The organism is Clostridium sp. (assembly GCF_036569345.1).
Taxonomy (GTDB): domain Bacteria; phylum Bacillota; class Clostridia; order Clostridiales; family Clostridiaceae; genus Clostridium_AD.
This window is the reverse complement of the sequence record NZ_DATCQT010000055.1, coordinates 99737-124173: the sequence shown is the minus strand read 5'-3', so window position 1 is coordinate 124173 and position 24437 is coordinate 99737. Positions and strand designations below refer to the sequence as shown.

Sequence of the window (24437 nt, the reverse complement as noted above, 5' to 3'; positions counted from 1 at the left end):
ATAATAAAAATTATAAGGGCAAATTGTAGCACCAGTATCAAATCAATATGTAAACTTTATGTGAGGGTAAAAAGTGAAAATCAAGTAAGCATCAAATAATTACAAATTTAGCTTATATAGCTTATATTTTTACCTAATAATAGTATAAAAAGATTTTAAAACCACAATTTACATAATATCAGTGCTATAATAAATAAGTACGAAATCATCATATTTCGAATAAATATTGGAGGTAACAAATGAAAAAAAGAGTAGCTTTTATAGTGATGTTAATGACTATGGCAAGTTCCCAAATTGCATTTGCTGATAGTGGAACAGTTAATGCCACTTCATTAAATGTTAGACAAAAACCTTCGCTTTTGTCATCCATTACAGGTTCTCTTTCAAGAAACACAGTAATAAATACACTTGCAAAAGAGGGCGATTTTTACAAAATAAGCTATAAAGGAAAAACTGGATACGTATCTAGTTCATACATAAAAATAGTGAAAAAAACTACTACGACTACAAGTGTAGCGTCAACGTACATTGAGAAATATGGACAAATAACAGCAAGTTCTTTAAACGTAAGGTCAGGAGCTGGATCAACTTATCCGGTGACTGGTGTTATAACACTTGGAAGTAAAGTGACAATGTATTCAAGTTTAAATGGGTTTTATAAGATAATTTATAAAGGAAAAACAGGTTATATAAGTTCACTATACGTAAAAGTTACAGGAGTTAAGACAACGGCTACAAATAGTCCAAGCAGGGGTACTTTGCCTGTGGAACAATCTACTCAGTATATTAAAAATGGGAAACAATATGATTTGGATATAAACTTAAAAAGTTTAGTATCATATTCAAATGCTTTTTTGGGGACACCATACTTATGGGGTGGCACTACGCCAGCAAAATTAGATTCTTATGGTAAATATATAAGTGGCGGATTCGATTGCTCAGGTTTTGTACAATATGTGTATAAACACTTTGGTATAAATTTGCCAAGAATAACTATGGACCAAATAAATATAGGCGCATCTGTTAATATAAATAATCTTGCTTACGGTGATTTAGTCTTTTTTACAACAAATTTAGCTTCACCTTATGAAGTATCACATGTTGGAATATATATTGGAAATAATAAATTTATACATTGCCCTAAACCTGGTGATGTTGTAAAAATATCTGAACTAACTGCATATTATAAAGATAATTTTGTAATAGGTAAAAGAGTAATAAAGTAAATAAATTTATTTAATTATAAAAGGCTGCCTATTATAGGCAGCTTTTTATAATTAAATTATTTTATAGTTTATTATTGTTTTTAATTTTGTTAAACAATTCTGAAAACAGATACAGTTCCAATAGGTCCAACTAAACCTACCAATACTATACTAATAGGACCACTTGAATTATTAACAAATCTGAAAGTTTCCCCTGCTGTTGCGGCATAGATTCTATTAGAGCCGCTTATTATTGGATTTGTTGCTGTAATAGATATACCGGCAATAACTCCACGAAGGGATGATACCAAGTCAATTTCTATAGAAACTGTCCCAGGATTTGGAGTAACAGCTATTTTCCAGTCGATTACATAAACACCTGTTGTATTAACTGTAAATACACCTGTTGCTGGATTATAACTTAAGTCAGGGCCTACAATACTTACAGTATCATAAATAATAGTGCCTCCAACTGGAATTGATAGTTTATTTGTTGTTATTACACCATTTAAATAGGAATTAAAACTTGGACCTGTAGGACCTGTAGGACCTGTAGGACCAGTAGGACCAATAGGACCAGTTGGGCCAGTAGGACCGATAGGACCAGTAGGGCCAATAGGACCAGTAGGGCCAATAGGACCAGTAGGACCAGTAGGACCAGTAGGACCAATAGGGCCAGTAGGACCAGTAGAACCAGTAGGACCAATAGGGCCTGTAGGGCCAGTAGGGCCAGTAGGACCAGTAGGGCCAGTAGGACCAGTAGGTCCAGTAGGGCCAGTAGGACCTGTAGAACCTGTATTACCAATAGGGCCAGTTGGACCTGTAGGACCTGTTAGACCTCTAGGACCTGTAGGGCCAGTTGGACCAGTAGGGCCAGTTGGACCAGTAGGACCTGTAGGGCCTTCTGCACCTGTATTACCAGTAGGACCTGTAGGACCAGTTGCACCTGTAGGACCAGTTCTTCCTGTAGGACCAGTTGGACCTGTAGGACCAGTAAAACCTCTAGGACCAGTAGGACCTGTAGGACCTGTAGGACCTGTAGGACCAGTTGGTCCAATTATACATGCTGGAAAGCAATGATTGACGCAATCACATTTATCATCACAATGTTTTTTTTCATCACATTTACATTTATCATCACATTTCCTTTTGTCTTCACAATGTTCTTTTTTAAAAATAGGACTTCCATAAGTTGAATCTATCTCGGTACAATGATACTTTTTAGAAGAATCATCATTGGATTTACCCATAATATACACCTTCCTTATATATATTTTCTTTATATAAATTGCAGATATTCTTTGAATAAGATATTGATAGTTTTTTATATAATATGCATATGCTTTCTTTACATAACATATAAGACTGTCCGTACATAGTATGCAGATACTTTGTTTTACGATATATAGATATATTAAAAATATTAATTAAATTTTAAAAAAATATAGCACAAAAAATAATCAACCAAAATAATATTTGGCTGATTATTTTCTATATTATATAAAGAGAAATAATTTTACATTTATAAACTATCTAAATAAAATTTATGATTTGATAATAGCCTTTCATCATTAGGTGAAAGTTTAATAGCTTCATTAGAGAATTCTATTGCCTTATCTATCATTTTTAAATTATAACAGCCTAAAGCTGCTAAATCATAAGGATTAGAATCCCAAGCATTTGCTTCGTTAGCAAAGTTAAATGTTTTTTCCTTGATTTTTAGTGCTTCGTTTGCATAATAATAAACACCGAGCCAATCCTTCTCCCTATAAGCTAATAAAGATAACTCTATATAGGGTTCTCTTAATGAAATAGTTTCACTTATTGCTTTATGGAACCATTCTTTAGCGCTTAATATTTCCTCTTTTTCAAGATATGCCCTTGCAATAAACCTCATAGCAGATGATCTTTCTTCTATATAATTTGATGTAGGAAGTGATAAATAATTTTTTAATGTTAAAATACAATCATCCCAGTTACTATCAAACATATATTCACGTCCAAGATAATATATGTTTCTACTACTATTAGGATTTTCTTCAACTGCTAATTTTAATAATGGAAGATTTAAACTTCTGTTTTTTGTTGCATCAGGATAGTGATTAAGCACCATACCCTCAATATAAACTTCTTTTTCAGCTCCATCTCCTAAATATTCTAAAATCTCATGTGTTGGATATATCCATTTAAACCCATGTCTTGCATGAATTCTTTGCCAAGTATATTGTACTGATGGGGAACCATCCGCATTAATGCTCCAATTATATAGATATAATCCTCTTGTGGTTTCTTTTTTCCATGCTTTTTCTAAATGACCTCTCCAACCATCCTCAATAACATCATCAAGATCGGAGGATACACAAATATCTATATCATCTGGAATGAATTTTAAGCATTCATTTCTTGAATAATCAAATCGAAATGGATTAGCATCTATAGAATAAACAATAGCTCCTCTTTCTTTTAGCTTTTTAATTGTATTATCTGTAGAACCTGTATCTGCAACTACAACAATATCAGCTTCACTAACATGATCCATCCAACGATCAACAAATTTCTCCTCGTTTTTACAAATTGCATATACACAAACTTTATATTTATTACTCACGTAAAAACCCCCAATTAAATTAATAGTCATCATACATTTCAGTATATGATTATAAATAATTATGGGTGACATACTAATACAAAGCAAAAGCAACCAACAAATTGTTGGTTGCTTTTGTAGCGTTTATGAATATTCCTAAGCATAAACATCAATTATGTTATTATTAGGTTTGTCAGTACTGCTACTGGTACTGCTTGATTTTGATGAATTATTTTTATCTATGTTTAAGCTATTATCAATACCTTTTGATGATGATACCCTAGAACTAGAATCTGTTTTGCTAGATTCCGTTTGTTGAATTTGTGATTGGATTTGTTGTATTTTAGCGTTTATTACATCAATTTTTGCCTTTTTTGTTTTTGCATCATCATTACTTGAATTAACCCCATTTAATTGTGAATTAAGTGACGATAGTTGGGATTTAAGCGAACTTACATCACTGCTACTACTAGTTGCTGTTGTTAAATTAGATGTTGATTGAACTAATGAAATACTCATATTTTTAGACTCCTTTTATTTTAATTTTATTAAGAATACATAATATTAGCTTCTAAAACTAAATTTCGTTAATTAAATGATTTCTAAATGAGTATAATAAATCGATAATAACTATAAATAAAACTATAGAAAGATCAATTATATAATCTGTTGATGTGTTATATAAAAATGGGAAATAGCACAATAATGATGTTAGAGGTATTATTATAGCTATATAAAATTTCTTTGGAAAACAAAATGCATATAAGAGAGAGATTATATCTGCCATAAAGAAATACCGCTCATGCATCCTTGGCAATAGAAAGGGCACAACAACAGCAAATATTAATGATAATTCTATAATATTTTCATATTTTATAACCTTTATATATCTTACACTTACATAAATAATTATAAGTACAACTACAAAAGCAAATAAAATTCCAATATTACCTACAAGTGTTGTATTGCTAAAGAAATTATTAGAAAACCATTGATATATAGAGGGTGCATTATAAGTTAAATTTGTATACTCTCCAGATTGGTTAAAATAAGTAAGTAAAATATCTTTAAAAGGTCTACCCATGATTAAACTAGGTATACTTAAGACCAGATAGGTTAAAGGTATAATAACAAATTGATATATTTTAACTCTATTTTTAAACAATAAAATTCCGAATAATGGGAATGAAAATATTGCTTGTAGCTTAAAGGATAATGCAATCCCATAGAAAATTATTGATATAATCGTTTTTTTTTGTAAAATATAATAAATAGAACCAATGACAAAGGAAGTATAAATTATATCGCATTGGGACCATACAGACCCGTTAAAAATAACTGTTGGAATGAAAAGTAGAAGTCCAAAAGATATATAGCCAAATTTTTCGTTTTTATATTTCATTTGAACAATTTTCATAATAAAAAATGCAGCCATTATCTCAAAAACAAAAGATATCATTTTTATATAAAATAATTTATTTATATTTGTATAAGTGCCTATTGTTAATAAGTATAGGTAAGGTTGGGTGTAATCGCCCATTGAACTTTTTAAGGCGCTAAAACCACCACTATTTTTTATAGTATCAAACCACCTACTTAAAAAGGCATTATAGTCTGCGCTTGCAAATGGCAAACCAGGAATTCTAACAATTAGGGCAAACCATATAATAGAAGCCAATTTAAGAAATTTCTTTAAAAAAAATTTATTCTTATCCATAAATATCCTCCAATCTAGTTTTTGATTTTTTGAGAATCCCCAATTGAAGAACCTCCATTCTGGTTACCATCATCATTTTTCTGAAATTGACCTTGAGAATTTCCACCATTTTCATTTTGAAATGAATTATTAGAAGCTTCATGGCTTGTGGTATATTGGTATGCATACAAAATTGTACACATCATAATTGAAAGAGTTACCATCACAGTTAACGCGCTCTTTATTATGTATTTTTTTATTTTTAAGGTTATCCCCATCTTTACTACTCCTTTAAATTTTCTAGTAAAAGCAGATCCTATTTATTTTCTTAGAATCTGCTAATATAAAAGTTTAGTACCTATTATTATTTTGTAGTATTGGCACCTTTTAAATCATATAAAACTTCTGAACTTCCACCACCAGATTGTTGAGCTTTTGAATTTGATGAAATCGTAGTGGCAGTAGTTTCAGTTGATGTTTCAGTATTTGTTGCTGGTGTTTTAGTAGTCGACTGAGTAGAAGTTGTATCCTTCCATTCACTCTCTGCAACCAATTTACCAGCTGATTTAGCCCATGTCATGATTTCGTCACTTGAGCCTTGACCTCCTATCATTACGTATCTAACTTCACCTTTCTTAACCAGTGCCTTAAACTGGGTTAGTGTTAATACTTTATCAGTTCCGAAAAAGCCCCAAGTCATTACAGATTCATCAGTGTTAAGTATTATATCTGTTGCGTTACCGCTGGTAGAGGATGTAACAAGAATATATTTCTCAGTTGTTTTATTTTTAATTAAGAATTTTATTAATTTTGAAGTATTAGAAGTACTAGAAGTATTCATGCCGAATCCACCCTTTTGAGAACTAGAAATTAAACTAAGTCCTGCAGAGGGGAAGGTTCCAGAAATAGCGTTAAACATAGTAGTTCCTGACCAAACAATAGGGGTTATCAAAAGACCTACTAAAGCAATAGCTACTAATGATTTTTTAAACATTACATTTCCTTTTTTTCCTATCTTAAGGATAACAAGTAAAAGTGACGAAACAAAACATAAAACAGACATTGTTATCATTAAAATTTTAGTTATACTTGAGGTGTTATAAAAATAGGATAAAACTAAAAGTTGAACTAATCCATCTACAATTAGAGTTACCGGTAGAATCCAAGATGTTAATCCAGCTTCTTTATAAAGTTCCCACATCGACACAATTCCAATTCCGGCCAGAGCAGCAATTGGTGGAGCTAGCATTGTTAAATAATAGGGATGAAATAAGCCAGTTGTGAAGCTGAAATATATAAATTCAGGTATTAACCACATTGACCATAATATTAAAGCTAATTTTTTCTTATTACTAAATTTTGGTTTGAGTTTTTCCTTTAATGCTGCTGCTATAAAACCGAAAACAGCAATAGGAAATAGCCAAATTATTTGATCAGACATACCAGAAGTGACAAATAATCTTGTAATGCTAGATACCGCGCTACCACCCATGCTACTGTTACCGCCGCCACCAGCATTTCCGCCTTGAGCCTGACCACCTTGTCCTCCTGTTGGCCTCGTGCCACCTTGACCATAACCGGTTGGTGGAGTACCTCCTTGCATTCCTCCTTCAGTGGATGTACCAGCATTGTTTTTTGAAGCAGCGGTGACAATATTAGTACCAGTAGGAGGGGTGCCACCCTTAAATCCTTCCATGTTCGCACCTTGTGTTTTAGAGCCACCCATGCCTCCAGTTCCAGTGGTAGTGCTTCCAATTCCAAGCCGTTCTAGTCCATTATGTCCTATTATAAGTTCTAGTTCTGAGTTATTTGTACTACTTCCCACATATGGCCGGTTTGCAGCAGGGACTAAGTCTACTATAATAGCCCAGGAGAAAGAGACAACAAGTAGAACCAGAGTTCCGCAGATAAGATGAATTATTCTCTTTTTAACAGAAATAACGTTTGATAAAAGATAAGTTAAATATATAGCTGGAATCACCATATAAGCTTGAAGCATTTTTATGTTAAAACCAACACCAACAATAGCTAAACTAATTAGAAGATATTTAAGCTTGCCTTTCTCAGCGGCTATAGAAATAGCCCAACATGCAAGTAGAAGAGTTAAAACTAGTAAGTTATCACAAGTATTATTTCTACTTACCGCAACGAAAATCGGTGTTACTGCAAGGAATAGTGCTGAGAGAAGACCAGCTGTGCGCCCAAATGATCTTTTAACAATAATGTATATTATTAAAACAGAGATAACTCCGGCTAGTGCCTCTGGAAGAAGGAGACTCCATCCACTAAATCCAAAGATCTTAGCGGAGATTGCTTGAATCCAAAAACCTAGAGGAGGTTTGTCGATGCTTACAAAACTGGTAGGGTCAAAAGATACGAAAAAGAAGTTTTTCCAGCTCATAGTCATGCTTTTAACACCAGCTGCATAATATAGATTTGAATATCCCTCGATGCCTAAGTTTGTAAAATTTAATATTCCGGACAATAATAAGATTAGGGATAATAATAGCTTTTCTTTTGTAAGTTTTAATTTTTTCATTTTAATTTTCTCCTTTTTAGAATGATTATTGATAAAACAGGTTTCAAACCCTTTATTATTTTAGTCTATATATCCATTTACTGCTGGATGAAATACCCACAGCTTATATGATAGAAAATTTGATATTTGAGCTACAAAGGTAACAATTATTTTGGATATATAAACGTTAATATTTAAGCTCTTTATTAAAAAATTCATTGTTATAAGGGTTATGAGAAGTGAAATTAAGTTAACTACAATAAATTGAAAAAGTTCATTTTTAGTTTTTTTATTAGATTTTGTTGTAGAAAAAGTCCATTTTTTATTAAGTACAAAACTGTTAACAACTCCAAAGCTATACCCAATTATCTGACTACCAATATAATTTAGCCCAATAAATCCATTAAATAATGTAAATATTAAAAAGTCTATTAAAGTATTTGCTATCCCAACTAGTGAAAATCTGGTTAGATGCTTAAGCTTTCCATTTAAGATCACATTTGTAAGGTTAAGGAATGGCTTCATGTTTTTCACCTCCATTAAATCTTGAATATGTTATCATAGTTACCCTCAGGTATATTAATTACATCTCTTAATGAAGATTATAATCATAAATTGTATTAGTAGTATCAAATAAATATGTGAGCTTTATGTGATTGTGTGCAGCACGTAAAAAGCAACCAACATTTCTGCTGATTGCTTTTATTTATAGCGGATATTTAATTAAAAAACTAACACCAATATCTCTATTCGTAACCTTTATTTCTCCATTATAATAATTAATAATTTTCATACAAATAGCAAGCCCAAGACCAAATTTCCCGGTTTTATCTTTATAGAAATTATCAAAGATATGAGATAGATGTTCCTCTGGAATATTAGGCCCATCATTATATATCTCAACCACTGCAAAAGCACCTTCTTTTTTTAAGCTTACGCAAATTTTATCTTTAGCATATCTAAGGCTATTATCTAATATATTTTCAATAGAAACCTGTATTTTGTCCACGTTTCCAATTATAGTAGCATCGTCTATGTTTAAATCCCATTGGATATTATTATTAATTACTTCAAATCTCTTTATAATATGGTAAAGTAAGCGTTGCATATTAATTTCACTATTTTCAAAGTTATTTTCTAAAACATAATCAAGTGTATTCAAATATAACACCTGCTTAACTTTCTTTTCGAGACTTATGGCCTCATCCCTTATTATTTCAGCATTTTTCTCCACAGACTCTACATATACACCATCAATAATAGCCTCTGCATGACTCATAATTACCATAATGGGTGTTTTCAAATCGTGGGATATACTCTGTAAAAACATTTTTTCTTCTTCAGCAGTGCGTTTTAATTCTTTCTGCATTAAATTCATCGAGTTCGCAAGGCGCCCAATCTCGTCATCATTTTTAACATTTATCGGCTGGTCCCAATCTTTACGGGATATCCTAATAGTATAATTTTCAAGCTCCTTAAGTGGTTTAGAAATATAATTTGCAACTAATTTAGCAGTTAAAAAACCTATAGCTATAAATATGAGCCCTACCCAAAGCACCATGTAAAGCAAGCCATTATCTTTCATTTCGGGCATAAAAGTTATTAAATATGACTTTCCAGAATTTTCGTATTTGATTGAACTTATAATAAAAATGAACTTCATATTATTATAAGTCCCTTTAAATTGTTTTTCATAAAGAGTACCATTTGTAATGAAACTTGCCATCCAAAGTTTAACAGCATTATCATTTATTTTAATAGGTGAATTAGGATCATTCTGAGCTGCCGGTGGTAATCCGTGCGCTTTGTTTATACTTATAATCTCAGTTTTATTATTTTTATCCACATTAAAAATATAATAATCGCTTCCTTTTAAGTTTCCGATGTTTCCTAGCCCATCAAATCTATTAGGTTGTGTAAAATTATTAGATTTTAGCAAAAAATCGTGAGCTACTTTTAAGTCTTCCGTTTTAGCCTTCTCAGTTATGGTTTTAAAAGCAACAAGATAGAAAAATGAAATGCTAGAAATTATTATAAGTATTATTATCGTAAAAGTTGTCCAGATTCTCATGGTTAGTGAGTTGAATTTAAATTTTAATTTACTCATGATTTGTACACCAATTTATAACCATATCCATATACAGTTTCTATAGTGAATTTATCTATTTTTTTTCTAAGTCGACGTATAACATCATCAACTACTCGATCTGAACCGAAATAATCATCGCCCCAAACAGTATCTAATATTTGATCTCTAGACACTAAATTATTTTTATTATCAATAAAATAACAGAGCATCTCAAATTCTTTTTTGGTCAAAATAATTTCTATATTTCCCATAAAAACTGTTCTTTGTTTCTTACTAATAAGGTATCCACCCATATTTAAGTTATCATCGATTTGATTGGTTTCTTCTTTAGCTACGCCATAAATTCTCTCTAAAAGTTTATTGGTCCTTATAATGAGTTCTCTAGGTAAAAATGGTTTTGACAAATAATCATCACTGCCTAGCTCTAGTCCAACTACGCGATCAAGTTCCTCATTTCTCGCAGACATAAAAATAACAGGTGTATTTTTATTGTAGGCTTTAATAGCTTTTATAATTTCATAACCATCAGTATCTGGAAGCATTATGTCTAGTATCCAAAGATCTGGTTTATCCTTTATTTTCTCTATAGCAGAATTACCATTAGAAAAAGTAGTTACTTCATAACCCTCACGTTGTAGATATTTTTCAAGCAAAAGATTTAAACTTATTTCATCCTCAACAAGATATATTTTCATTGACAAGTAAATCACCCCTGATTTTTTAATTACTAAGTTCTATAATTTATAAAAATAATTTAAATATGACCCATAAAATACCTATTATCTTATATTCTATCATATAATTATAAAAACATTTTAAGATATTTATGTTAAAATTATGTGATTGTGAATAAAATAGATATTTATTTACATATTCAATAAAAATGTAATATAATTAAAATGGGAATTAATATATTTAATAAAATATAAAGGAGATAAAAATGAAAAAATTATTTAAAAACTATAAATCTACAATTATACTTTTGGGTTCTGTGTTACTTGGAGGTATCATTGGCAGTGTTATGGGGTCAAAGGCTTTGATTCTAGAACCTTTTGGAAGCTTATTTATAAATTTAATGTTTATGATTTTAGTTCCATTAGTATTTTTTAGTGTGGCCTCTGCAATGGCTAACATAAGTGGAATGAATAGACTTGGCAAAATTATGGGTAGTATTATGTTAGTATTTTTATCTACAGCACTTATTGCTGCTATTATTGGAACAGTAGGCGCTCTTATTATGAAGCCAACTAATGGTCTTAATATAGAAATGTTTAAAAATTTAATGAAGAGTGCCGTAGAAACTCAAACAAGTGAAAAAGTTTCATTTTTAAATCAGCTTGTAAATACATTCACTGTTTCAGATTTTGTTAACCTACTTTCAAGAAAGAATATGCTACAACTTGTTATATTTTCAATTATTTTTGGCATATCCGTTTCTCTTTCTGGTGAAAAAGGAAAACCTCTTGCTAATTTACTAGAGGCCGGTTCCGTTACTATGATGAAAGTTGTTAAAATTATAATGTATTACGCACCTATTGGCCTTGGATGTTATTTTGCTTCCATTGTTGGTCAACTAGGAGGTCAAATTTTAAATGGATATTTAAAAATATTTATATTATATATAATTATTTCTGTAATCTATTATTTTGGATTTTTTAGCCTTTATGCATTTATTGCAGCCGGGAAAAACGGTATAATAACATTTTGGAAAAATGTTGTTACACCTTCAGTTACAGCTTTAGCAACTTGTTCAAGTGCTGCTTGCATACCAGTTAACCTAGATGCTGTAAAGAAAATTGGTGTACCTTATGATATTGCAGAAACAGTAATTCCGCTTGGTGCAAATATGCATAAAGATGGGTCTGTATTTGGAGGTGTTATGAAAATTACACTCTTAATGGGCCTATTTGGTAAAGATATAACTAGTCTGAGTTCTATTCTTGGTATTATTGGCGTTTCACTTCTCGTAGGGGCAGTCATGGGAGCTATTCCGAGTGGTGGAATGATTGGAGAAATGTTAATATTAAGTGTATATGGATTTCCTCCAGAGGTTCTTCCAATTATTGCAGTTGTTAGTGTAATTATAGATGCCCCAGCGACAGTGCTCAATTCTACTGGAAACACAGTATGTTCTATGCTAGTAACTAGACTTGTAGAAGGTAAAAATTGGTTGAAACATGATAAAAAAATTGTTGTAGAGTCAAATATGTAAAAAATGTTTATGTTTTTAAATAAGTGTGTAAATACAATTTTATTTAAGTATTAATTAAGGGAAGCCATTTGGCTTCCCTTTTAATTGTAATTTGTCTAAAATTGTAATAATTTTAGTTTGATATATTTAGGAAATAATATATAATAAGTAAGTAATGGTAAAATCATGAGAGAAAAATAGTTTTAATATAAGATTTATACAAAAGATTATAATCATAATACTTATAGGGCATGTATTAAAAAGTGGGGGTTATATAATTGTGAATACTTTTGTTGAGAAAAGTCAAAGTTTAGACAATCAAATGGGGATAATACAGTTGCAAAAGAAGCAGTTAGAGTATCAAGAAAAGCAGTTAGTGCAGCAAGAAAAACAGATAGAGCATCTAAAGCATCAATTAGATCAGCAAAGTATACAGCTGACAAATATAATAGAAAATTTAGCTGAGGGAGTAGCTTTTGTAGATAATAAAGGTAATTATATAATGGTGAATTCAGAAGCAAAGAGGCTACTTTATAGGGCGAGCAAAGGAGTTGTTTTATCTGATGTTTTTAAAAATATTAAATCATTTGAGTTGATGGGCAATGGGATACCATACGAAAATTACCCTTCGATTAGAGCGTTAAGGGGTGAAAGTGTAAAAAATGTTAGATTGCTCGTAAGCCATCCTGATAAAGAGTATTTTGTTGAAGTTAGTTCAATGCCAATTTATAATGACAATGGTGATTTAGCAATGGTAGTTTCGTATTTTCATGATATTACTGAATCAATAAAGAAATCTAGGAAAATTGAAGAACAGAAAAAACAATTAGAAGCTATTATAGAAAATATTGCTGATGGCATTTGTATTATTGATAATAAAGGAAAATATATATTATGTAACAAAGCATCAAGAAAAATATATTCCCCAAAATATAATTATCCACAGGAAGTATGTCATGGGTGTATTAGCTGTAAACGAGAGCTTTATGATATTGATCATAAGAAAATTGACTCGCATAATATTCCGGAAAGTAGAGTTATTCGGGGTGAAAAATTTGAAAATATGAGGGTAACAGTAAAACATCCTCATATAACTTCAGAAATAGAAGTTAGCGGAACGCCTATTTATGATAGTGAAGGAAACGTTATTTTAGGAGTGCTTTGCAGTAGGGATATGACAGATTACTATAAGCGTGAAGAAGCTATAAGAAATAGATTTGAAATATTGGATAGAATTATAGATACTTTTAATTTACCTGTTGCCAGATTATCATGTCCAGATTTATTGATTGTTGATATTAATAAAAAGGCATTTGATTTTCTTAAATTGGTAATGCCAAATGCAAAATCAATAAACAAAATTATAAATACTAAATTTGAAGAGTTATTTAGCAACTTGAAAGAAAGTGAATATTACCAGTGTATTAGCAAAGTGCTAAAAGAAAAGAAAACTAAGTGTTTGAGTAAAAAAAACCATTTGGTAAATGGCAAAGCGATGTATTGGAATGTTATCTTTGAACCTGTTTTTTTCGTAGATGGAGAAATTGAGGAAATATTAATTTTAATAATAGATGTTACTGCTGAAATAAAGTCGGCTATAGACATGGAAAAAGCATTGAAATTGCAGGGAGAATTTCTTGTTAATATATCCCACGAGCTTAAAACACCACTAAATGTTATATTTGCAACAGCTCAATTATTTAACATGTATTGTACTAGTGGATCCCTAGACAAGAAGAAGGATTCAATTGTTAAATATATAGATTCAATCAAGCAAAATAGCTATCGATTATCTAAAATGATTAATAACATAGTTGATTTATCTAAAATTGAAGCAGGATTTTTTAAACTTAACTTGTCAAATATTAATATAGTCGATTTTGTAGAAGAAATAGTGATGTCTGTAACTAATTTTACTGATAGTAAAGGGTTAAATATTATATTTGATACAAATATAGAAGAAAAAATTATTGCTTGTGACCCTGAAAAGATGGAGAGAATAGTCTTAAATCTTATATCAAATGCAATAAAATTTACAGATAAAGGCGATGAAATACTTGTATCCGTTAAAGCTGAAAACGAATTTGTTGAAATATCAGTCGCAGACAATGGGATTGGCATTGAGGATAGAAACCTAAATATGATATTTGAAAGATTTAAGCAGGTAGACAAATCACTATCAAGAAATTCAGAAGGTACAGGTATTGGATTAAGTTTGGTTAAGTCTATTGTAGAATTACATGGTGGCAGTATTTATGTTGAAAGTGAATTTGGAAAAGGAAGCACATTTACAGTTAAACTAAGTTCAGCAATGGCACTACATCCAAATACGTCATATAATAACAAAGTTAAGAGTGGAGATCAAAATATTCGAGTTGAATTATCAGATGTTTATTCATAAACATGTTTAATGGCTTTGTCTTTCTTTCTAATTAGTTTATTTAAAGTACCATATAAATTTATGATATAATAGATAAACATAGTTAGAATAATATATAGAAGATTGTACATAAAGTACAATAATAGCTATGTATTTAAGGTGTGTTTAACATGTTCAAATGAAATGGTTGTAGTAAAATGATTATAATATATAAGAAAATTTTGATGCAAAACAAGAGAAGAGGATGTATATGGAAGGTATAATGCTATTTATGCTAGGTGCACTAAAAATTACAATACTTGATTTAACGTTATCCGGTGATAATATTGGTATTATTGCACTTGCAACAAAAAAATTATCGCCAGAATACGCTAAAAAAGCTAGTTTTATAGGAATATCAGGAGCTATAGGACTAAATGTGTTTTTTGCATGTATTATTACTCAAATAATGAGTATACAGTGGTTACCAATTAAATTAGTTGGCGGACTAATTCTGATAAAAATCACATGGAGTTTCATTAAGCCTGAGTGCCAGGGAGAGGATTGTGTAGTAAAGAAAGCAGATAATTTTTGGGGAGCTGTAGCTACTATTATTATTGCTGACATTAGTATGAGCCTTGACAACGTGCTTGCTATAGCAAGTACAGCAGATGGTAATGACCTATTAATTATTGTTGGTGTTTTGATAAATATACCTATAATTTTCTTCGGAAGTCAATTTGTTTCAAATTTAATGAAAGAACACCCTATTGTTATATACTTAGGTGGCGCAATATTGGCACATACCTCTTTTAAAATGATATTAGAGGATAACATAACAATAAAATACATAGGTCTTGATCCTACACTTTCAACGATAATTCCAGTGTTACTTGGCATTGGTGTATTTATTTATGGATATGTAACATTAAGAAAAAATCATAGTGAGTATGGTTTGAGTATAAAAGGTAAGTAAGTATATGATATTATTATATAAAAAAGCAATCATCAGAAATGATTGCTTTTTTTGTATTCAGTATTAAATTAAGAAACTAACACCAATATAACTTTAAGAAGTAACTATAGTTAAGAGATAACAACTTCTTCCTCTTCCTCCCATACTGGACTTGGTCCTCTTAAGTAGGATATAAAAGCAGCTAAGAGACTAAATATAAAACAGATTGTAAATGCTGTTCTAAGCCCTGAAATAAATTGCGCTGTAGCGATTCCGTTACCACCTACTTGACTTCCGATGAAAAGTGCCTGCATAGCTTGTGGAGAAATACTAGTTGATATAATTGCCATGCAGATAGCAATACTTAAAACCATACCAGCATTAGTAAGCATTGTTCTAAGGCCAGCTGCGATACCTCTTTTATCAGCAGGTACTGCACCCATTATTGCGCTTGTATTTGGTGCGAAGAACATCCCTGATCCCAGGCCCATAATTGACATCCAAATAACAAGTTCAATTGTTGAGGTGTCAGCCGTTATCATCATAAGCCCTGCAAGGCCTACAGCGGAAATAACTAACCCAACTGAACTTAGAATTCTTACACCATATCTATCGGATAACCAACCACTAAATGGTGATACAATCATCATAGCTAAAGCAAATGGGGATAAAAGTATTCCAGCAAGCATTGGATCAATCCCCTTTACTCCTTGAAAGTAGAATATCAGTAAAAAAGTTACTGCGCCTCTAGCAACGCCGTTTAGAAAATTAGCTAAAAAGGCAAAGGCAAGTACTCTAGTTTTAAGTAATCTTAAATCAAGCATTGGATACTCAATTTTATTTTCTATATTAATAAATAATCCTAAAAGAACTATAGAAGCTATAAATAATGTTACTACATATATGTTTGTCCATCCGCTAAAGCCACCTAAAGTTAAGGCCGTTAGTAGAGCAAGCATACCTGCGGAAAAGGTAACCATACCACTAATATCAAATTTTTGTTTTTCAGAAATTAATTTTGTTTCTTTAAGACTAAAACCTGCCCAAAATGTTCCTATAACACCTATTGGAATGTTGACATAAAAAATACTTCTCCAACCAATACCGATAAGAAAACCTCCAAGAATAGGCCCCGCAACTGCAGCAACACATATTATCATACTATTTATTCCTAAGGCTTTAAGTAACTATACTCATACTTGTTTTTAAGTCTTTCATAATAACGGGAAGTGCTATCATTAAAGTACTCCCGCTAAGAACTGAAAAAAGGGCCCCTAATGTGGTACATAAGAGTGCCGTCCATTTGTAATCAATTTTTTTCATTAGTTTATTCCTCCTGTTTTGTTCGACGAAATTCTTCTAGCTTCGTTAGAGCTATTTTAAACTTTTCTCTAGATCTCCTAAGGGAAAGTTCTTTTTCTTCGATTGAAGCTATTTGTTTTTTAATAAGGTTTATCGAATTATCTACCATAATATCATCTTTTAAGTCTTCTTTAAAAATTCGTTTAAAGTCTTTTTCTAAGTCTAGAATTGCTTTAACATCATTTAAGCAGAATCCTAGACATTCTCGTAAATCCTTTATTCTATTAATTTTTTCAATATCTTCTTCGCTGTATAATCTATAAGAAGCTTCAGTTCTTTTAGGGATTATAAGTTCCAATTCTTCATAATATCTTAAAGTTCTTTTTGTAAGTCCAGTTTTAATAGCAACTTCTTCGATTTTATAATATTTTGTATCCATGATTCACCCCCAATGAAGTATTCTACACCACTATAACATTCACGTCAAGGATACAGTTGTGAATGTTAGTGACTCAGTTTTAATGATTATTATAAATTATAAAAAAAATAGTGCAAAGATTTGTCTAAACACAAATCTTGCACATTTCAAGATAGAGTAAATTATTTTATTTTTATGCCTTTCTGTATTTTTTAAGAGCCAGGGTATTTAATATAAGAAATAATAATGCGTATCCTACGAGCATCAGTAAATCATTTTTAACATCTATTAAACTCTTTCCTCTTAGCATTACATCTCTTAGTGCTTCTGCTCCATAAGTCATAGGAAATATCTTTGATAATATCTTTGCCCAAGCAGGCGCATTTCTCAAATCAAAAATACCACTGAACATAATTTGAGGAACTATTATAATAGGTATAAACTGAAATAATTGAAATTCATTACGTGCAAAGGCAGATAAGAGAGTTCCGAGGGCTAAGGATCCTGATGCAAGGGCCAAATTTATTACAAGTACCGCCCAAAAGCTTCCTTCCATAGGTACCTTAAGTCCATAAATACTAAAGACCTGAAGTATTATAGTTTGGATACATACAAATAAACCAAAACCTAAAAAATATCCTAAAACAATCTCCCATCTTTTTAAAGGTGTTGCAAGTATTCTATCTAGTGTTCCGCTTATTCTCTCTCTCAAAAATGCAACTCCAGCGATTAAAAATACGAAAAAGAAGATGAAGAAGCCCATAAGAATTGGAGCCATGGAATCGAACGCTCCCATATCCTTAGATCCATGTAAAAAAAAAATTTCTGGCTTTAACATAACACTGCTATTTGAAAGCTTATTAAGTGTGTTCATAACAAGGCTTGTGATAGACGGGTCAGCACCTTCTAATGTGATTTTTGGTTTATTTCCATTAAAGATGATATAAGCATCTATACTTTTATCTTTTAAATTGTTCAAAGCAATCTCTTCACTATCAACTTTAGTAACGTTAGCCAGGCTTTGTAACTTGTTTACATAGGCATTTGGTGCTGAAATAACATCAATATTTGGAGTTGTAGTTGCTGAGGTTAAAATAGCACTTAAAAGGTACATTACAAAAACTGGAGCAACAAACATTAGAGCGATTGATCGTTTATCTCCTCTAAGCTGCTTTATTAATCTTTTAGCAATTGATAATACTCTCATATGCTTTTCACCTCTCCTTCTTTACCATAATAGAGAAATGCGCCTTCAACAGTACTTTCTCCAGACCTTTCCTTTAATTCCTGTGGAGTTCCTATGGCAATTATTCCTCCATTTCTAATTAGTGCAAGCCTATCACAATGATCAGCTTCATCCATAACGTGAGTAGTTATTATTATTGTAACGCCCTCTTTTCTTACACGTTCAAATTCCTTCCAAAATTCAATTCTAAGAACTGGATCAATACCTACAGTAGGTTCATCAAGAATAAGTATTTCAGGTTTATGGACCAAGGCTATGGCAAGGGACAATCTTCTTTTCATTCCACCAGAAAAATCTTTAATAAGTTTTTTGCCTTCTTCTTTTAGAAGAACTAATTCTAAAACCTCATCAGCTCTTTTTTTAGCGACTTTTCCCTTCATACCATATAACGATGCAAAGAATAATATGTTGTCATATGCATTCAAGTCTTCATAAAGAGCATCACTTTGAGCCATATATCCGATTTTTGAAACAGCAACAAGCGAAGGCATTTTAGTTCCAAGCACAGACACTGTGCCTTCTGTAGGTTCACTCATTCCTACAATAGCCTTTATTAAAGTGGTTTTACCTGAACCAGAGGGTCCAAGGAGGCCAAGTATCTCACCTTTTTTTACTGAAAGATTGATATTTTTGAGGACTACAAATTTTCCAAACTGCTTTTTGAAATTATCTATTTTTATGACATTTTCAACACTCATTTATTACACGCTCCTTTTGATCCTATTCCATTTATTAGAATATCAACTATTTTGTCTATTTCAGTTTCATCTCCATCATTTGTAAATACCTCAGGTAATGCATTGCTTAGAATAGAAAATCCTGCAACTAAACTAATTAAGCTCCTTGTCATAAGCCTGGGATCAATATCCCTTAAATTTCCGTTTTCTATATTTTCCTTAAAAAACTTATCTACTATAGGAATGACTTTAGGTGCAATTTCCTTTTGTAATGGCTCTAGTAACTCTGGATGGTAAATTGACTCAACCATAACAGTTTTTACTAAAGGTGCATTTTTCTTAATCAAAGTTACTCTATCCATCATTATATTTTTTAATACTACATTTATAGAATCATTTTTTTCATTATCCATAATTTTTTCCATTGATTTAAACATAAGTGGCCTAAAAAACTTTACAATCAGAGGCATTAATAGCCCAACTAACAAATCTTTTTTAGTTTTAAAATACCTGAATATTGTTCCTTCAGCTATATTGGCCTCTTTCGCTATATCACTAGTTCTACCACCCTCATACCCTTTTTCAGCAAAAATCTTTGTTGCAGCATCTAAAATATCCCATTGCCTTTTTGATATTTCTTCTTCAGATATGTTTTCATCAAATAAGTAACTATACGAATCTTTTTCATCTGCCACTATATCAACTCCTTACAGGTTATCATTCTATATAAAATGAGTGACTACTCACTTTTATTATATCAAGAAAAAATATTCTGTCAATGAAAATTGCTATGCGTGGCATTAATAGTGTGTACTTCTTGATTATACAAACATACTATAATATAAAAATTAGAAAGTGGTGATAACAATGTATATATGCCCATATGATACATCTTATTTGTTAACTCAAAGGTACCGTCTTGCTGCAACGAAAATTAGTAAAGTCGAGGTAGATTTAAGAAACACCATGCGTAAGCTCTGGGAACAACATATAGCCTGGACGAGGATGACTATAATAAGTATAATAAAAGATTTGCCAGATGTAGATTTTGTAACCAAGCGAAAAATCTAAGTATTTTATGATTAGATTTTTATGGCGTTTAGTTAATATATACCTTAGCAGCAAGGTTATTTTATAGGCTATTGAAAATGCCTTAGAACAGAAAAAATAACATGATTCTTACTTTATTATCCTTTTACCTATAACAAATTTTTCTTTGTAATATCCAATCAATTCAGAAATTTTTATAACATCACCAGATTTAGGAGAGTGTATAAATTTATTATTTCCAATATATATGCCAACATGAGATACTTCAGAGGGCAGTGATGGGTTAGTTTTAAAAAAGACTAAATCTCCATTTTTAAGTTTATCTATGTTAATAGAAGTACCTATATTTATCTGATTCATACTTGTTCTAGGCAAATTTATTCCGAATTTTTTATAGATATATTGTACAAATCCCGAACAATCGAAACCTCCACTTACATATTTGCCTGAAACATCTGATATAACGGGTGTTGTGCCATTCCATAAGTAATTCATTCCTAGAAATGTATTTGCATAGGATACAACATCATTTCCATTTATTAAAACATTGTATTGTTGTCCATTTGATATATATTTAGCATTATTTAATGGAGTTTTAAAATTTGAGAAAATAGTATAAATCATATATACTAGTGATATTATTATAAGAATAAAGGTTATCAGTAAAAGATTTAATGGTTTTCTTTTATTAAAGGACTTTCTCATATTTCCTCCCCTTTTTTAATGTTTAATATAACATTATATTAAATTAGTGCCTTATATTAAATTACTGCCTTATATTAAATTACTGTAGAATTTTTAAAAATATTCTGAAATGTTTATAAAAATCAGAAAACACTTCAATTTATATTGCTAATACAAAGGTTAATGGGGAAGTATAAATTTATTGAATAGAGTTATATTTGTTAAACATAAAATAAGCAGGGGTGATTGCTTAAAGGATATTAATCTAAATAGGAGGTAATGTTCGATGAAAACTAAAATATATTACGTTATGGATACTATGTGTGGATGGTGTTATGGTTCTAGCGATGTGATAACAAAGATACAAGAAAAGTATAAAAATATTTATGATTTCAATCTTTTGCCAGGAGGAATGTGGACTGGTGATAATGTTAAAAAAATGAGCCCCAGCTTACGGGATTTCGTGAAAGTGCACAATGTTGAAATAGAGAAATTAACCGGTAAGAGTTTTGGACAAGACTATAATAAAAATGTATTAGAAGGAACTTCTATTGTTCTAGATAGTTTTCCCGGCGCAAAAGCAGTGGTTATAATTCAAAAGATAAAAAAGGAAGTGGCTTTTAGTTTTCTTAAGAAAATTCAAGAAGCTTTTTTCGTATATGGAAAAGATATGAATAAAATAGATGTATACACCGAAATAGCTGAAAGTTTTAATATTTCTAGAGATGAGTTTGTTAAAGAGTTTAATTCTGATGACTTAAGACAAGAGACTTTTAAGTGTTTTGATATGGCAAGCTCTATGGGCGCTACATCCTTCCCTACTATTATATCAGTAGGAGGTAGCGAAGTAACCATAAAGTCACAAGGTTTTAGTAGTTTTGATGATTTAGATAGAATCTTTTCTTCTTCTAAACTTTCTAATGAATATCTTGATAAATAGAAATCAAAATAAAAGAAAGAGCTGTGAAGTTTAACTTCACAGCTCTTATTATTAAAGTAAAGGGGGACTTCGCTTTAATGATTAATCACTTTATATTAAAATGATAACATAAAATTGTGTAGATATCATGAAGAAAATATGTAGTAATTGTAAACATTTAAAATGATTAATGGAATTTTGATTCTTATTAAAATTTATACTGTAATATATATATATAATTAAGAAAAACATAAATTAATTGTATTATTTTGATCCGGGGGGACTATTATGAAGAGAATTTCACCATTTTCACAAAAAATGTGGGCAATAGATGGATTTATCGCAACAACGGAGATGATCTAGTTGTGATGAGATGCAGAAATCTTTCAAGGGTAACGGTTATAATTCAAAGGGAATGTGTTCAGTCAATGGAGAAGAAACAAAACATTTTTCAAAAAAGAAAAGCTATTGCCAAATATAAAGTAACTATATCTGGAGATATTGTAGGTAAATCATATAAGATTGGGTATATGGATGAACGTTATATTGAAGACATTATTAATTAATTTAAATATTTGTATCTTCATAGATTGAGTCAATACTATAAATAATTATCCACTTATGTTATTATATAATTATATTAATTGGGCAATTATGGTTTTAGAAATCATTTTATTATTATATGAATATATTGTAATATGAATATATTACTAATACAGAATTTTTGAAAAATGGGGGATGAGATAAAATTGAAGAAGTTATCAAAGATATTATCTATATTATTGATGGTATCATTATTAATAACAATAAATTTTGACGTATATGCTAAAGGAAGATCTGGTGGATTTAAATCGAGTAGCAGTTATAAGAGTTCAAGCAGTAGCAGTAGTAGTGGTTTTAAATCAAGTAGTAACTATACGAAACCTTCAACATCAACTAATAGTACAAGTGGTGTAAATAAAAATAGTAGTGGATCATCAACAGGTTTATTTGGTAATAATAGAAGTTTTATGCCAATGATGTTTTTCGGAAATTCGTCCTCAGGCGGAATATTAGGGTTTGCAGGTTTAGTAGTAATAATATTGATAATATACTTTGTGTACAAATCTCGTAAAAGAAGACGCTAATATAAGGACAGGAGGGTCAAAATTTTAATGGGTAATGAAAAAGAGTATTTAACTAAAATGAGAGATACCTACTCAAAAGCTCATGGAGATTTATTTTTAAAAGTATATTCCAATGAGTTTAGAGATGAAACATTAAAGAATAAAGTTAAAGGATTAAAATTTGAGAAAATATCAGAAGAATTTATCAATATAATAGAGAAATCTACTAAAGAATCTAACAAACTTATGCACTTTGCAGTAGATGATACTAAGGAAGTTAACGAATATTATAATAAGTATAGAAATCAATTGAATCAAGTCCAAAATTGTTCTAATTGTGAATGTATAGATTGCGCATATGAGTGTAAATTCAGTTCTTGTGGTAATTGTTTATCAGGATGCAGAGTTAAGGATTGTGATAAAAAAGATAACTGTATAATAGAAAGTAGTAAGACGCTTAAATTATATAATGATCAAAAACAAAGAGATGTTGAATTTGAAATATTAGCAATAGTAGAAAGTAATATATATGATAAAAGATATATATTACTACAAGAAAAGTATGATGAGGATAATAAACAAATGTTTATTATGACTGATGGACTAGAAGATACGGAGTATGTAAATATAGAAAACGAAGAAGAACTTGAGAAAATTGCTGGATTATTCATGGAAAGCTAATATACAATAAAAAATAAAAGGGAGGAATACAAACAATGGGAATATTTGATAGGTTAGGTAATAGTTTAAAAGCTGGGGTTAATAAGATTATGGATGCAAATGAGGATACAGCGGCACTAATAGACCAAGCAATAAGAGATAAAGATGCATCTTTGAATGAAGCTAGGACTAAATCAGCTGTAGTTTTTGGAAATGTAAAAAGACTTGAAAGAGAAATGAATTCATCTAAAGAAGACATGAATAATTGGGAATCTAAAATAAAAATGGCTATAGAAAAAGGTAATGATGAATTAGCTAGTAAAGCTATAGCAAAACAAAAAGAATGTGAAGCTACAAGTGTATCATTATCAAAATCGTATCAAGCAGCCAAAATTACTGCAGATAGCTTAAAGAAAAGCTTAATAGAATTAGGTGAAGATTTAGAGGATTTAAGAGGTAAGAGAGATGGTTTAATAGCTAGACTTAAAACAGCTGAAGCAGCACAACAAGTTAATGCAATTACAGCTAATGTTAGAACAAAAGGTAATAGTATTGATTTAGATAGATTAGAACGTAAGATAGAAGAGAAAGAATGTTTAGCAGAGGGGTTAGGAGAACTTAAAGTTGAATCTTTAGAAGATGAATTTGAAGCTCTAGAAAAAACATCTGTAAGTGATGATTTAGCAGCTTATAAAGCTAAATATTCTAAACAGTAATTGATAATATAGGGTTGAGTATAATGGATAGACATTTAGTGTCTATCCATTATTTTTCC

The 24437-nt window shown here is 30.6% G+C and carries 26 protein-coding genes; 10 read left to right on the top strand and 16 right to left on the bottom strand.

The annotated features are described in order from the left end of the window. Positions 1 to 239 precede the first annotated feature (239 nt). On the top strand, positions 240 to 1226 hold the full coding sequence (locus VIM70_RS05760; protein ID WP_331944783.1) for an SH3 domain-containing protein: 987 nt from the start codon (positions 240 to 242) through the stop codon (positions 1224 to 1226). 89 nt (positions 1227 to 1315) lie between these two features. Here the strand turns inward: VIM70_RS05760 and VIM70_RS05755 are convergent, their stop codons facing one another. From VIM70_RS05755 to VIM70_RS05715, 9 genes are all read right to left on the bottom strand, one after another. Next, on the bottom strand, positions 1316 to 2455 hold the full coding sequence (locus VIM70_RS05755; protein ID WP_331944782.1) for a collagen-like protein: 1140 nt from the start codon (positions 2453 to 2455) through the stop codon (positions 1316 to 1318). A 272-nt stretch (positions 2456 to 2727) separates the two neighbouring features. Continuing rightward, on the bottom strand, positions 2728 to 3813 hold the full coding sequence (locus VIM70_RS05750) for a tetratricopeptide repeat-containing glycosyltransferase (protein ID WP_331944781.1): 1086 nt from the start codon (positions 3811 to 3813) through the stop codon (positions 2728 to 2730). A 135-nt stretch (positions 3814 to 3948) separates the two neighbouring features. After that, positions 3949 to 4311, bottom strand: a complete 363-nt coding sequence (locus VIM70_RS05745; RefSeq protein ID WP_331944780.1) for a FlxA-like family protein — start codon at positions 4309 to 4311, stop codon at positions 3949 to 3951. 58 nt (positions 4312 to 4369) lie between these two features. After that, a complete protein-coding gene (locus VIM70_RS05740; RefSeq protein WP_331944779.1) occupies positions 4370 to 5509 on the bottom strand; it encodes a hypothetical protein in 1140 nt (379 codons plus the stop codon). Between the two features lie 14 nt (positions 5510 to 5523). Further along, positions 5524 to 5766 carry a hypothetical protein gene (locus tag VIM70_RS05735; RefSeq protein ID WP_331944778.1) on the bottom strand — a complete coding sequence of 81 codons (243 nt, stop codon included), beginning with the start codon at positions 5764 to 5766 and terminating at the stop codon, positions 5524 to 5526. Positions 5767 to 5852: 86 nt separating this feature from the next. Continuing rightward, complete coding sequence (locus VIM70_RS05730) at positions 5853 to 8027, bottom strand: glycosyltransferase family 39 protein (protein ID WP_331944777.1); 2175 nt, start codon at positions 8025 to 8027, stop codon at positions 5853 to 5855. A gap of 60 nt (positions 8028 to 8087) precedes the next feature. Beyond that, positions 8088 to 8531 (bottom strand): GtrA family protein, encoded by a 444-nt coding sequence (locus tag VIM70_RS05725; protein ID WP_331944776.1) that lies wholly within the window; start codon positions 8529 to 8531, stop codon positions 8088 to 8090. 181 nt (positions 8532 to 8712) lie between these two features. After that, a complete protein-coding gene (locus VIM70_RS05720) occupies positions 8713 to 10113 on the bottom strand; it encodes a HAMP domain-containing sensor histidine kinase (protein ID WP_331944775.1) in 1401 nt (466 codons plus the stop codon). Next, positions 10110 to 10796, bottom strand: a complete 687-nt coding sequence (locus VIM70_RS05715) for a response regulator transcription factor (protein WP_331944774.1) — start codon at positions 10794 to 10796, stop codon at positions 10110 to 10112. The genes VIM70_RS05720 and VIM70_RS05715 overlap by 4 nt, the downstream gene beginning before the upstream one ends. A 239-nt stretch (positions 10797 to 11035) precedes the next feature. On the opposite strand from VIM70_RS05715, the gene VIM70_RS05710 reads away from it, so the two are divergent. The 3 genes from VIM70_RS05710 (at position 11036) to VIM70_RS05700 (ending at position 15621) form a co-directional block, all read left to right on the top strand. Continuing rightward, on the top strand, positions 11036 to 12307 hold the full coding sequence (locus tag VIM70_RS05710) for a dicarboxylate/amino acid:cation symporter (protein WP_331944773.1): 1272 nt from the start codon (positions 11036 to 11038) through the stop codon (positions 12305 to 12307). Positions 12308 to 12566: 259 nt separating this feature from the next. Next, on the top strand, positions 12567 to 14687 hold the full coding sequence (locus tag VIM70_RS05705; protein ID WP_331944772.1) for a PAS domain-containing sensor histidine kinase: 2121 nt from the start codon (positions 12567 to 12569) through the stop codon (positions 14685 to 14687). A 229-nt stretch (positions 14688 to 14916) separates the two neighbouring features. Next, positions 14917 to 15621 (top strand): TerC family protein, encoded by a 705-nt coding sequence (locus VIM70_RS05700; protein WP_331944771.1) that lies wholly within the window; start codon positions 14917 to 14919, stop codon positions 15619 to 15621. 110 nt (positions 15622 to 15731) lie between these two features. On the opposite strand, the gene VIM70_RS05695 is transcribed toward VIM70_RS05700, so the two are convergent. The 6 genes from VIM70_RS05695 to VIM70_RS05670 all read right to left on the bottom strand — a co-directional run bounded on the left by VIM70_RS05695 (position 15732) and on the right by VIM70_RS05670 (position 19938). Next, on the bottom strand, positions 15732 to 16760 hold the full coding sequence (locus VIM70_RS05695) for an MFS transporter (protein WP_331944770.1): 1029 nt from the start codon (positions 16758 to 16760) through the stop codon (positions 15732 to 15734). Positions 16761 to 16779: 19 nt separating this feature from the next. Continuing rightward, complete coding sequence (locus VIM70_RS05690) at positions 16780 to 16923, bottom strand: hypothetical protein (protein ID WP_331944769.1); 144 nt, start codon at positions 16921 to 16923, stop codon at positions 16780 to 16782. 4 nt (positions 16924 to 16927) lie between these two features. Beyond that, positions 16928 to 17341 (bottom strand): MerR family transcriptional regulator, encoded by a 414-nt coding sequence (locus tag VIM70_RS05685; protein ID WP_331944768.1) that lies wholly within the window; start codon positions 17339 to 17341, stop codon positions 16928 to 16930. A gap of 172 nt (positions 17342 to 17513) precedes the next feature. Beyond that, a complete protein-coding gene (locus VIM70_RS05680; RefSeq protein WP_331944767.1) occupies positions 17514 to 18527 on the bottom strand; it encodes an ABC transporter permease in 1014 nt (337 codons plus the stop codon). Continuing rightward, a complete protein-coding gene (locus VIM70_RS05675; protein ID WP_331944766.1) occupies positions 18524 to 19264 on the bottom strand; it encodes an ABC transporter ATP-binding protein in 741 nt (246 codons plus the stop codon). The genes VIM70_RS05680 and VIM70_RS05675 overlap by 4 nt, the downstream gene beginning before the upstream one ends. Continuing rightward, positions 19261 to 19938: a TetR/AcrR family transcriptional regulator gene (locus VIM70_RS05670; RefSeq protein WP_331944765.1), complete on the bottom strand. Its 678-nt coding sequence runs from the start codon at positions 19936 to 19938 to the stop codon at positions 19261 to 19263. Before VIM70_RS05670 ends, VIM70_RS05675 begins: the two co-directional genes overlap by 4 nt. Before the next feature lie 172 nt (positions 19939 to 20110). On the opposite strand from VIM70_RS05670, the gene VIM70_RS05665 reads away from it, so the two are divergent. Then, positions 20111 to 20314: a hypothetical protein gene (locus VIM70_RS05665; RefSeq protein WP_331944764.1), complete on the top strand. Its 204-nt coding sequence runs from the start codon at positions 20111 to 20113 to the stop codon at positions 20312 to 20314. Between the two features lie 108 nt (positions 20315 to 20422). On the opposite strand, the gene VIM70_RS05660 is transcribed toward VIM70_RS05665, so the two are convergent. Beyond that, positions 20423 to 20998, bottom strand: a complete 576-nt coding sequence (locus tag VIM70_RS05660; RefSeq protein WP_331944763.1) for a C40 family peptidase — start codon at positions 20996 to 20998, stop codon at positions 20423 to 20425. Between the two features lie 265 nt (positions 20999 to 21263). Between VIM70_RS05660 and VIM70_RS05655 the strand changes: the two genes are divergently transcribed. The 5 genes from VIM70_RS05655 (at position 21264) to VIM70_RS05635 (ending at position 24378) form a co-directional block, all read left to right on the top strand. Beyond that, on the top strand, positions 21264 to 21917 hold the full coding sequence (locus VIM70_RS05655; protein ID WP_331944762.1) for a DsbA family protein: 654 nt from the start codon (positions 21264 to 21266) through the stop codon (positions 21915 to 21917). Positions 21918 to 22216: 299 nt separating this feature from the next. After that, a complete protein-coding gene (locus VIM70_RS05650; RefSeq protein WP_331944761.1) occupies positions 22217 to 22462 on the top strand; it encodes a PH domain-containing protein in 246 nt (81 codons plus the stop codon). A 183-nt stretch (positions 22463 to 22645) separates the two neighbouring features. After that, a complete protein-coding gene (locus VIM70_RS05645; protein WP_331944760.1) occupies positions 22646 to 23023 on the top strand; it encodes a hypothetical protein in 378 nt (125 codons plus the stop codon). Positions 23024 to 23050: 27 nt separating this feature from the next. Then, the gene (locus tag VIM70_RS05640) at positions 23051 to 23683 is read left to right on the top strand and encodes a DUF1292 domain-containing protein (RefSeq protein WP_331944759.1); all 633 of its coding nucleotides are present in this window, start codon (positions 23051 to 23053) and stop codon (positions 23681 to 23683) included. A gap of 35 nt (positions 23684 to 23718) precedes the next feature. After that, complete coding sequence (locus tag VIM70_RS05635) at positions 23719 to 24378, top strand: PspA/IM30 family protein (protein WP_331944758.1); 660 nt, start codon at positions 23719 to 23721, stop codon at positions 24376 to 24378. Positions 24379 to 24437: the final 59 nt, after the last annotated feature.

Excerpts from the sequence above, each read along its gene's own strand:
- VIM70_RS05655 (WP_331944762.1), top strand. The coding sequence starts at position 21,264 with ATGAAAACTAAAATATATTACGTTATGGATACTATGTGTGGATGGTGT.
- VIM70_RS05675 (WP_331944766.1), bottom strand. The coding sequence starts at position 19,264 with ATGAGTGTTGAAAATGTCATAAAAATAGATAATTTCAAAAAGCAGTTT.
- VIM70_RS05635 (WP_331944758.1), top strand. The coding sequence starts at position 23,719 with ATGGGAATATTTGATAGGTTAGGTAATAGTTTAAAAGCTGGGGTTAAT.
- VIM70_RS05695 (WP_331944770.1), bottom strand. The coding sequence starts at position 16,760 with ATGATAATATGTGTTGCTGCAGTTGCGGGGCCTATTCTTGGAGGTTTT.
- VIM70_RS05730 (WP_331944777.1), bottom strand. The coding sequence starts at position 8,027 with ATGAAAAAATTAAAACTTACAAAAGAAAAGCTATTATTATCCCTAATC.
- VIM70_RS05745 (WP_331944780.1), bottom strand. The coding sequence starts at position 4,311 with ATGAGTATTTCATTAGTTCAATCAACATCTAATTTAACAACAGCAACT.
- VIM70_RS05680 (WP_331944767.1), bottom strand. The coding sequence starts at position 18,527 with ATGAGAGTATTATCAATTGCTAAAAGATTAATAAAGCAGCTTAGAGGA.
- VIM70_RS05735 (WP_331944778.1), bottom strand. The coding sequence starts at position 5,766 with ATGGGGATAACCTTAAAAATAAAAAAATACATAATAAAGAGCGCGTTA.
- VIM70_RS05720 (WP_331944775.1), bottom strand. The coding sequence starts at position 10,113 with ATGAGTAAATTAAAATTTAAATTCAACTCACTAACCATGAGAATCTGG.
- VIM70_RS05725 (WP_331944776.1), bottom strand. The coding sequence starts at position 8,531 with ATGAAGCCATTCCTTAACCTTACAAATGTGATCTTAAATGGAAAGCTT.
- VIM70_RS05740 (WP_331944779.1), bottom strand. The coding sequence starts at position 5,509 with ATGGATAAGAATAAATTTTTTTTAAAGAAATTTCTTAAATTGGCTTCT.
- VIM70_RS05640 (WP_331944759.1), top strand. The coding sequence starts at position 23,051 with ATGGGTAATGAAAAAGAGTATTTAACTAAAATGAGAGATACCTACTCA.
- VIM70_RS05760 (WP_331944783.1), top strand. The coding sequence starts at position 240 with ATGAAAAAAAGAGTAGCTTTTATAGTGATGTTAATGACTATGGCAAGT.
- VIM70_RS05660 (WP_331944763.1), bottom strand. The coding sequence starts at position 20,998 with ATGAGAAAGTCCTTTAATAAAAGAAAACCATTAAATCTTTTACTGATA.
- VIM70_RS05690 (WP_331944769.1), bottom strand. The coding sequence starts at position 16,923 with ATGAAAAAAATTGATTACAAATGGACGGCACTCTTATGTACCACATTA.
- VIM70_RS05700 (WP_331944771.1), top strand. The coding sequence starts at position 14,917 with ATGGAAGGTATAATGCTATTTATGCTAGGTGCACTAAAAATTACAATA.
- VIM70_RS05665 (WP_331944764.1), top strand. The coding sequence starts at position 20,111 with ATGTATATATGCCCATATGATACATCTTATTTGTTAACTCAAAGGTAC.
- VIM70_RS05685 (WP_331944768.1), bottom strand. The coding sequence starts at position 17,341 with ATGGATACAAAATATTATAAAATCGAAGAAGTTGCTATTAAAACTGGA.
- VIM70_RS05755 (WP_331944782.1), bottom strand. The coding sequence starts at position 2,455 with ATGGGTAAATCCAATGATGATTCTTCTAAAAAGTATCATTGTACCGAG.
- VIM70_RS05710 (WP_331944773.1), top strand. The coding sequence starts at position 11,036 with ATGAAAAAATTATTTAAAAACTATAAATCTACAATTATACTTTTGGGT.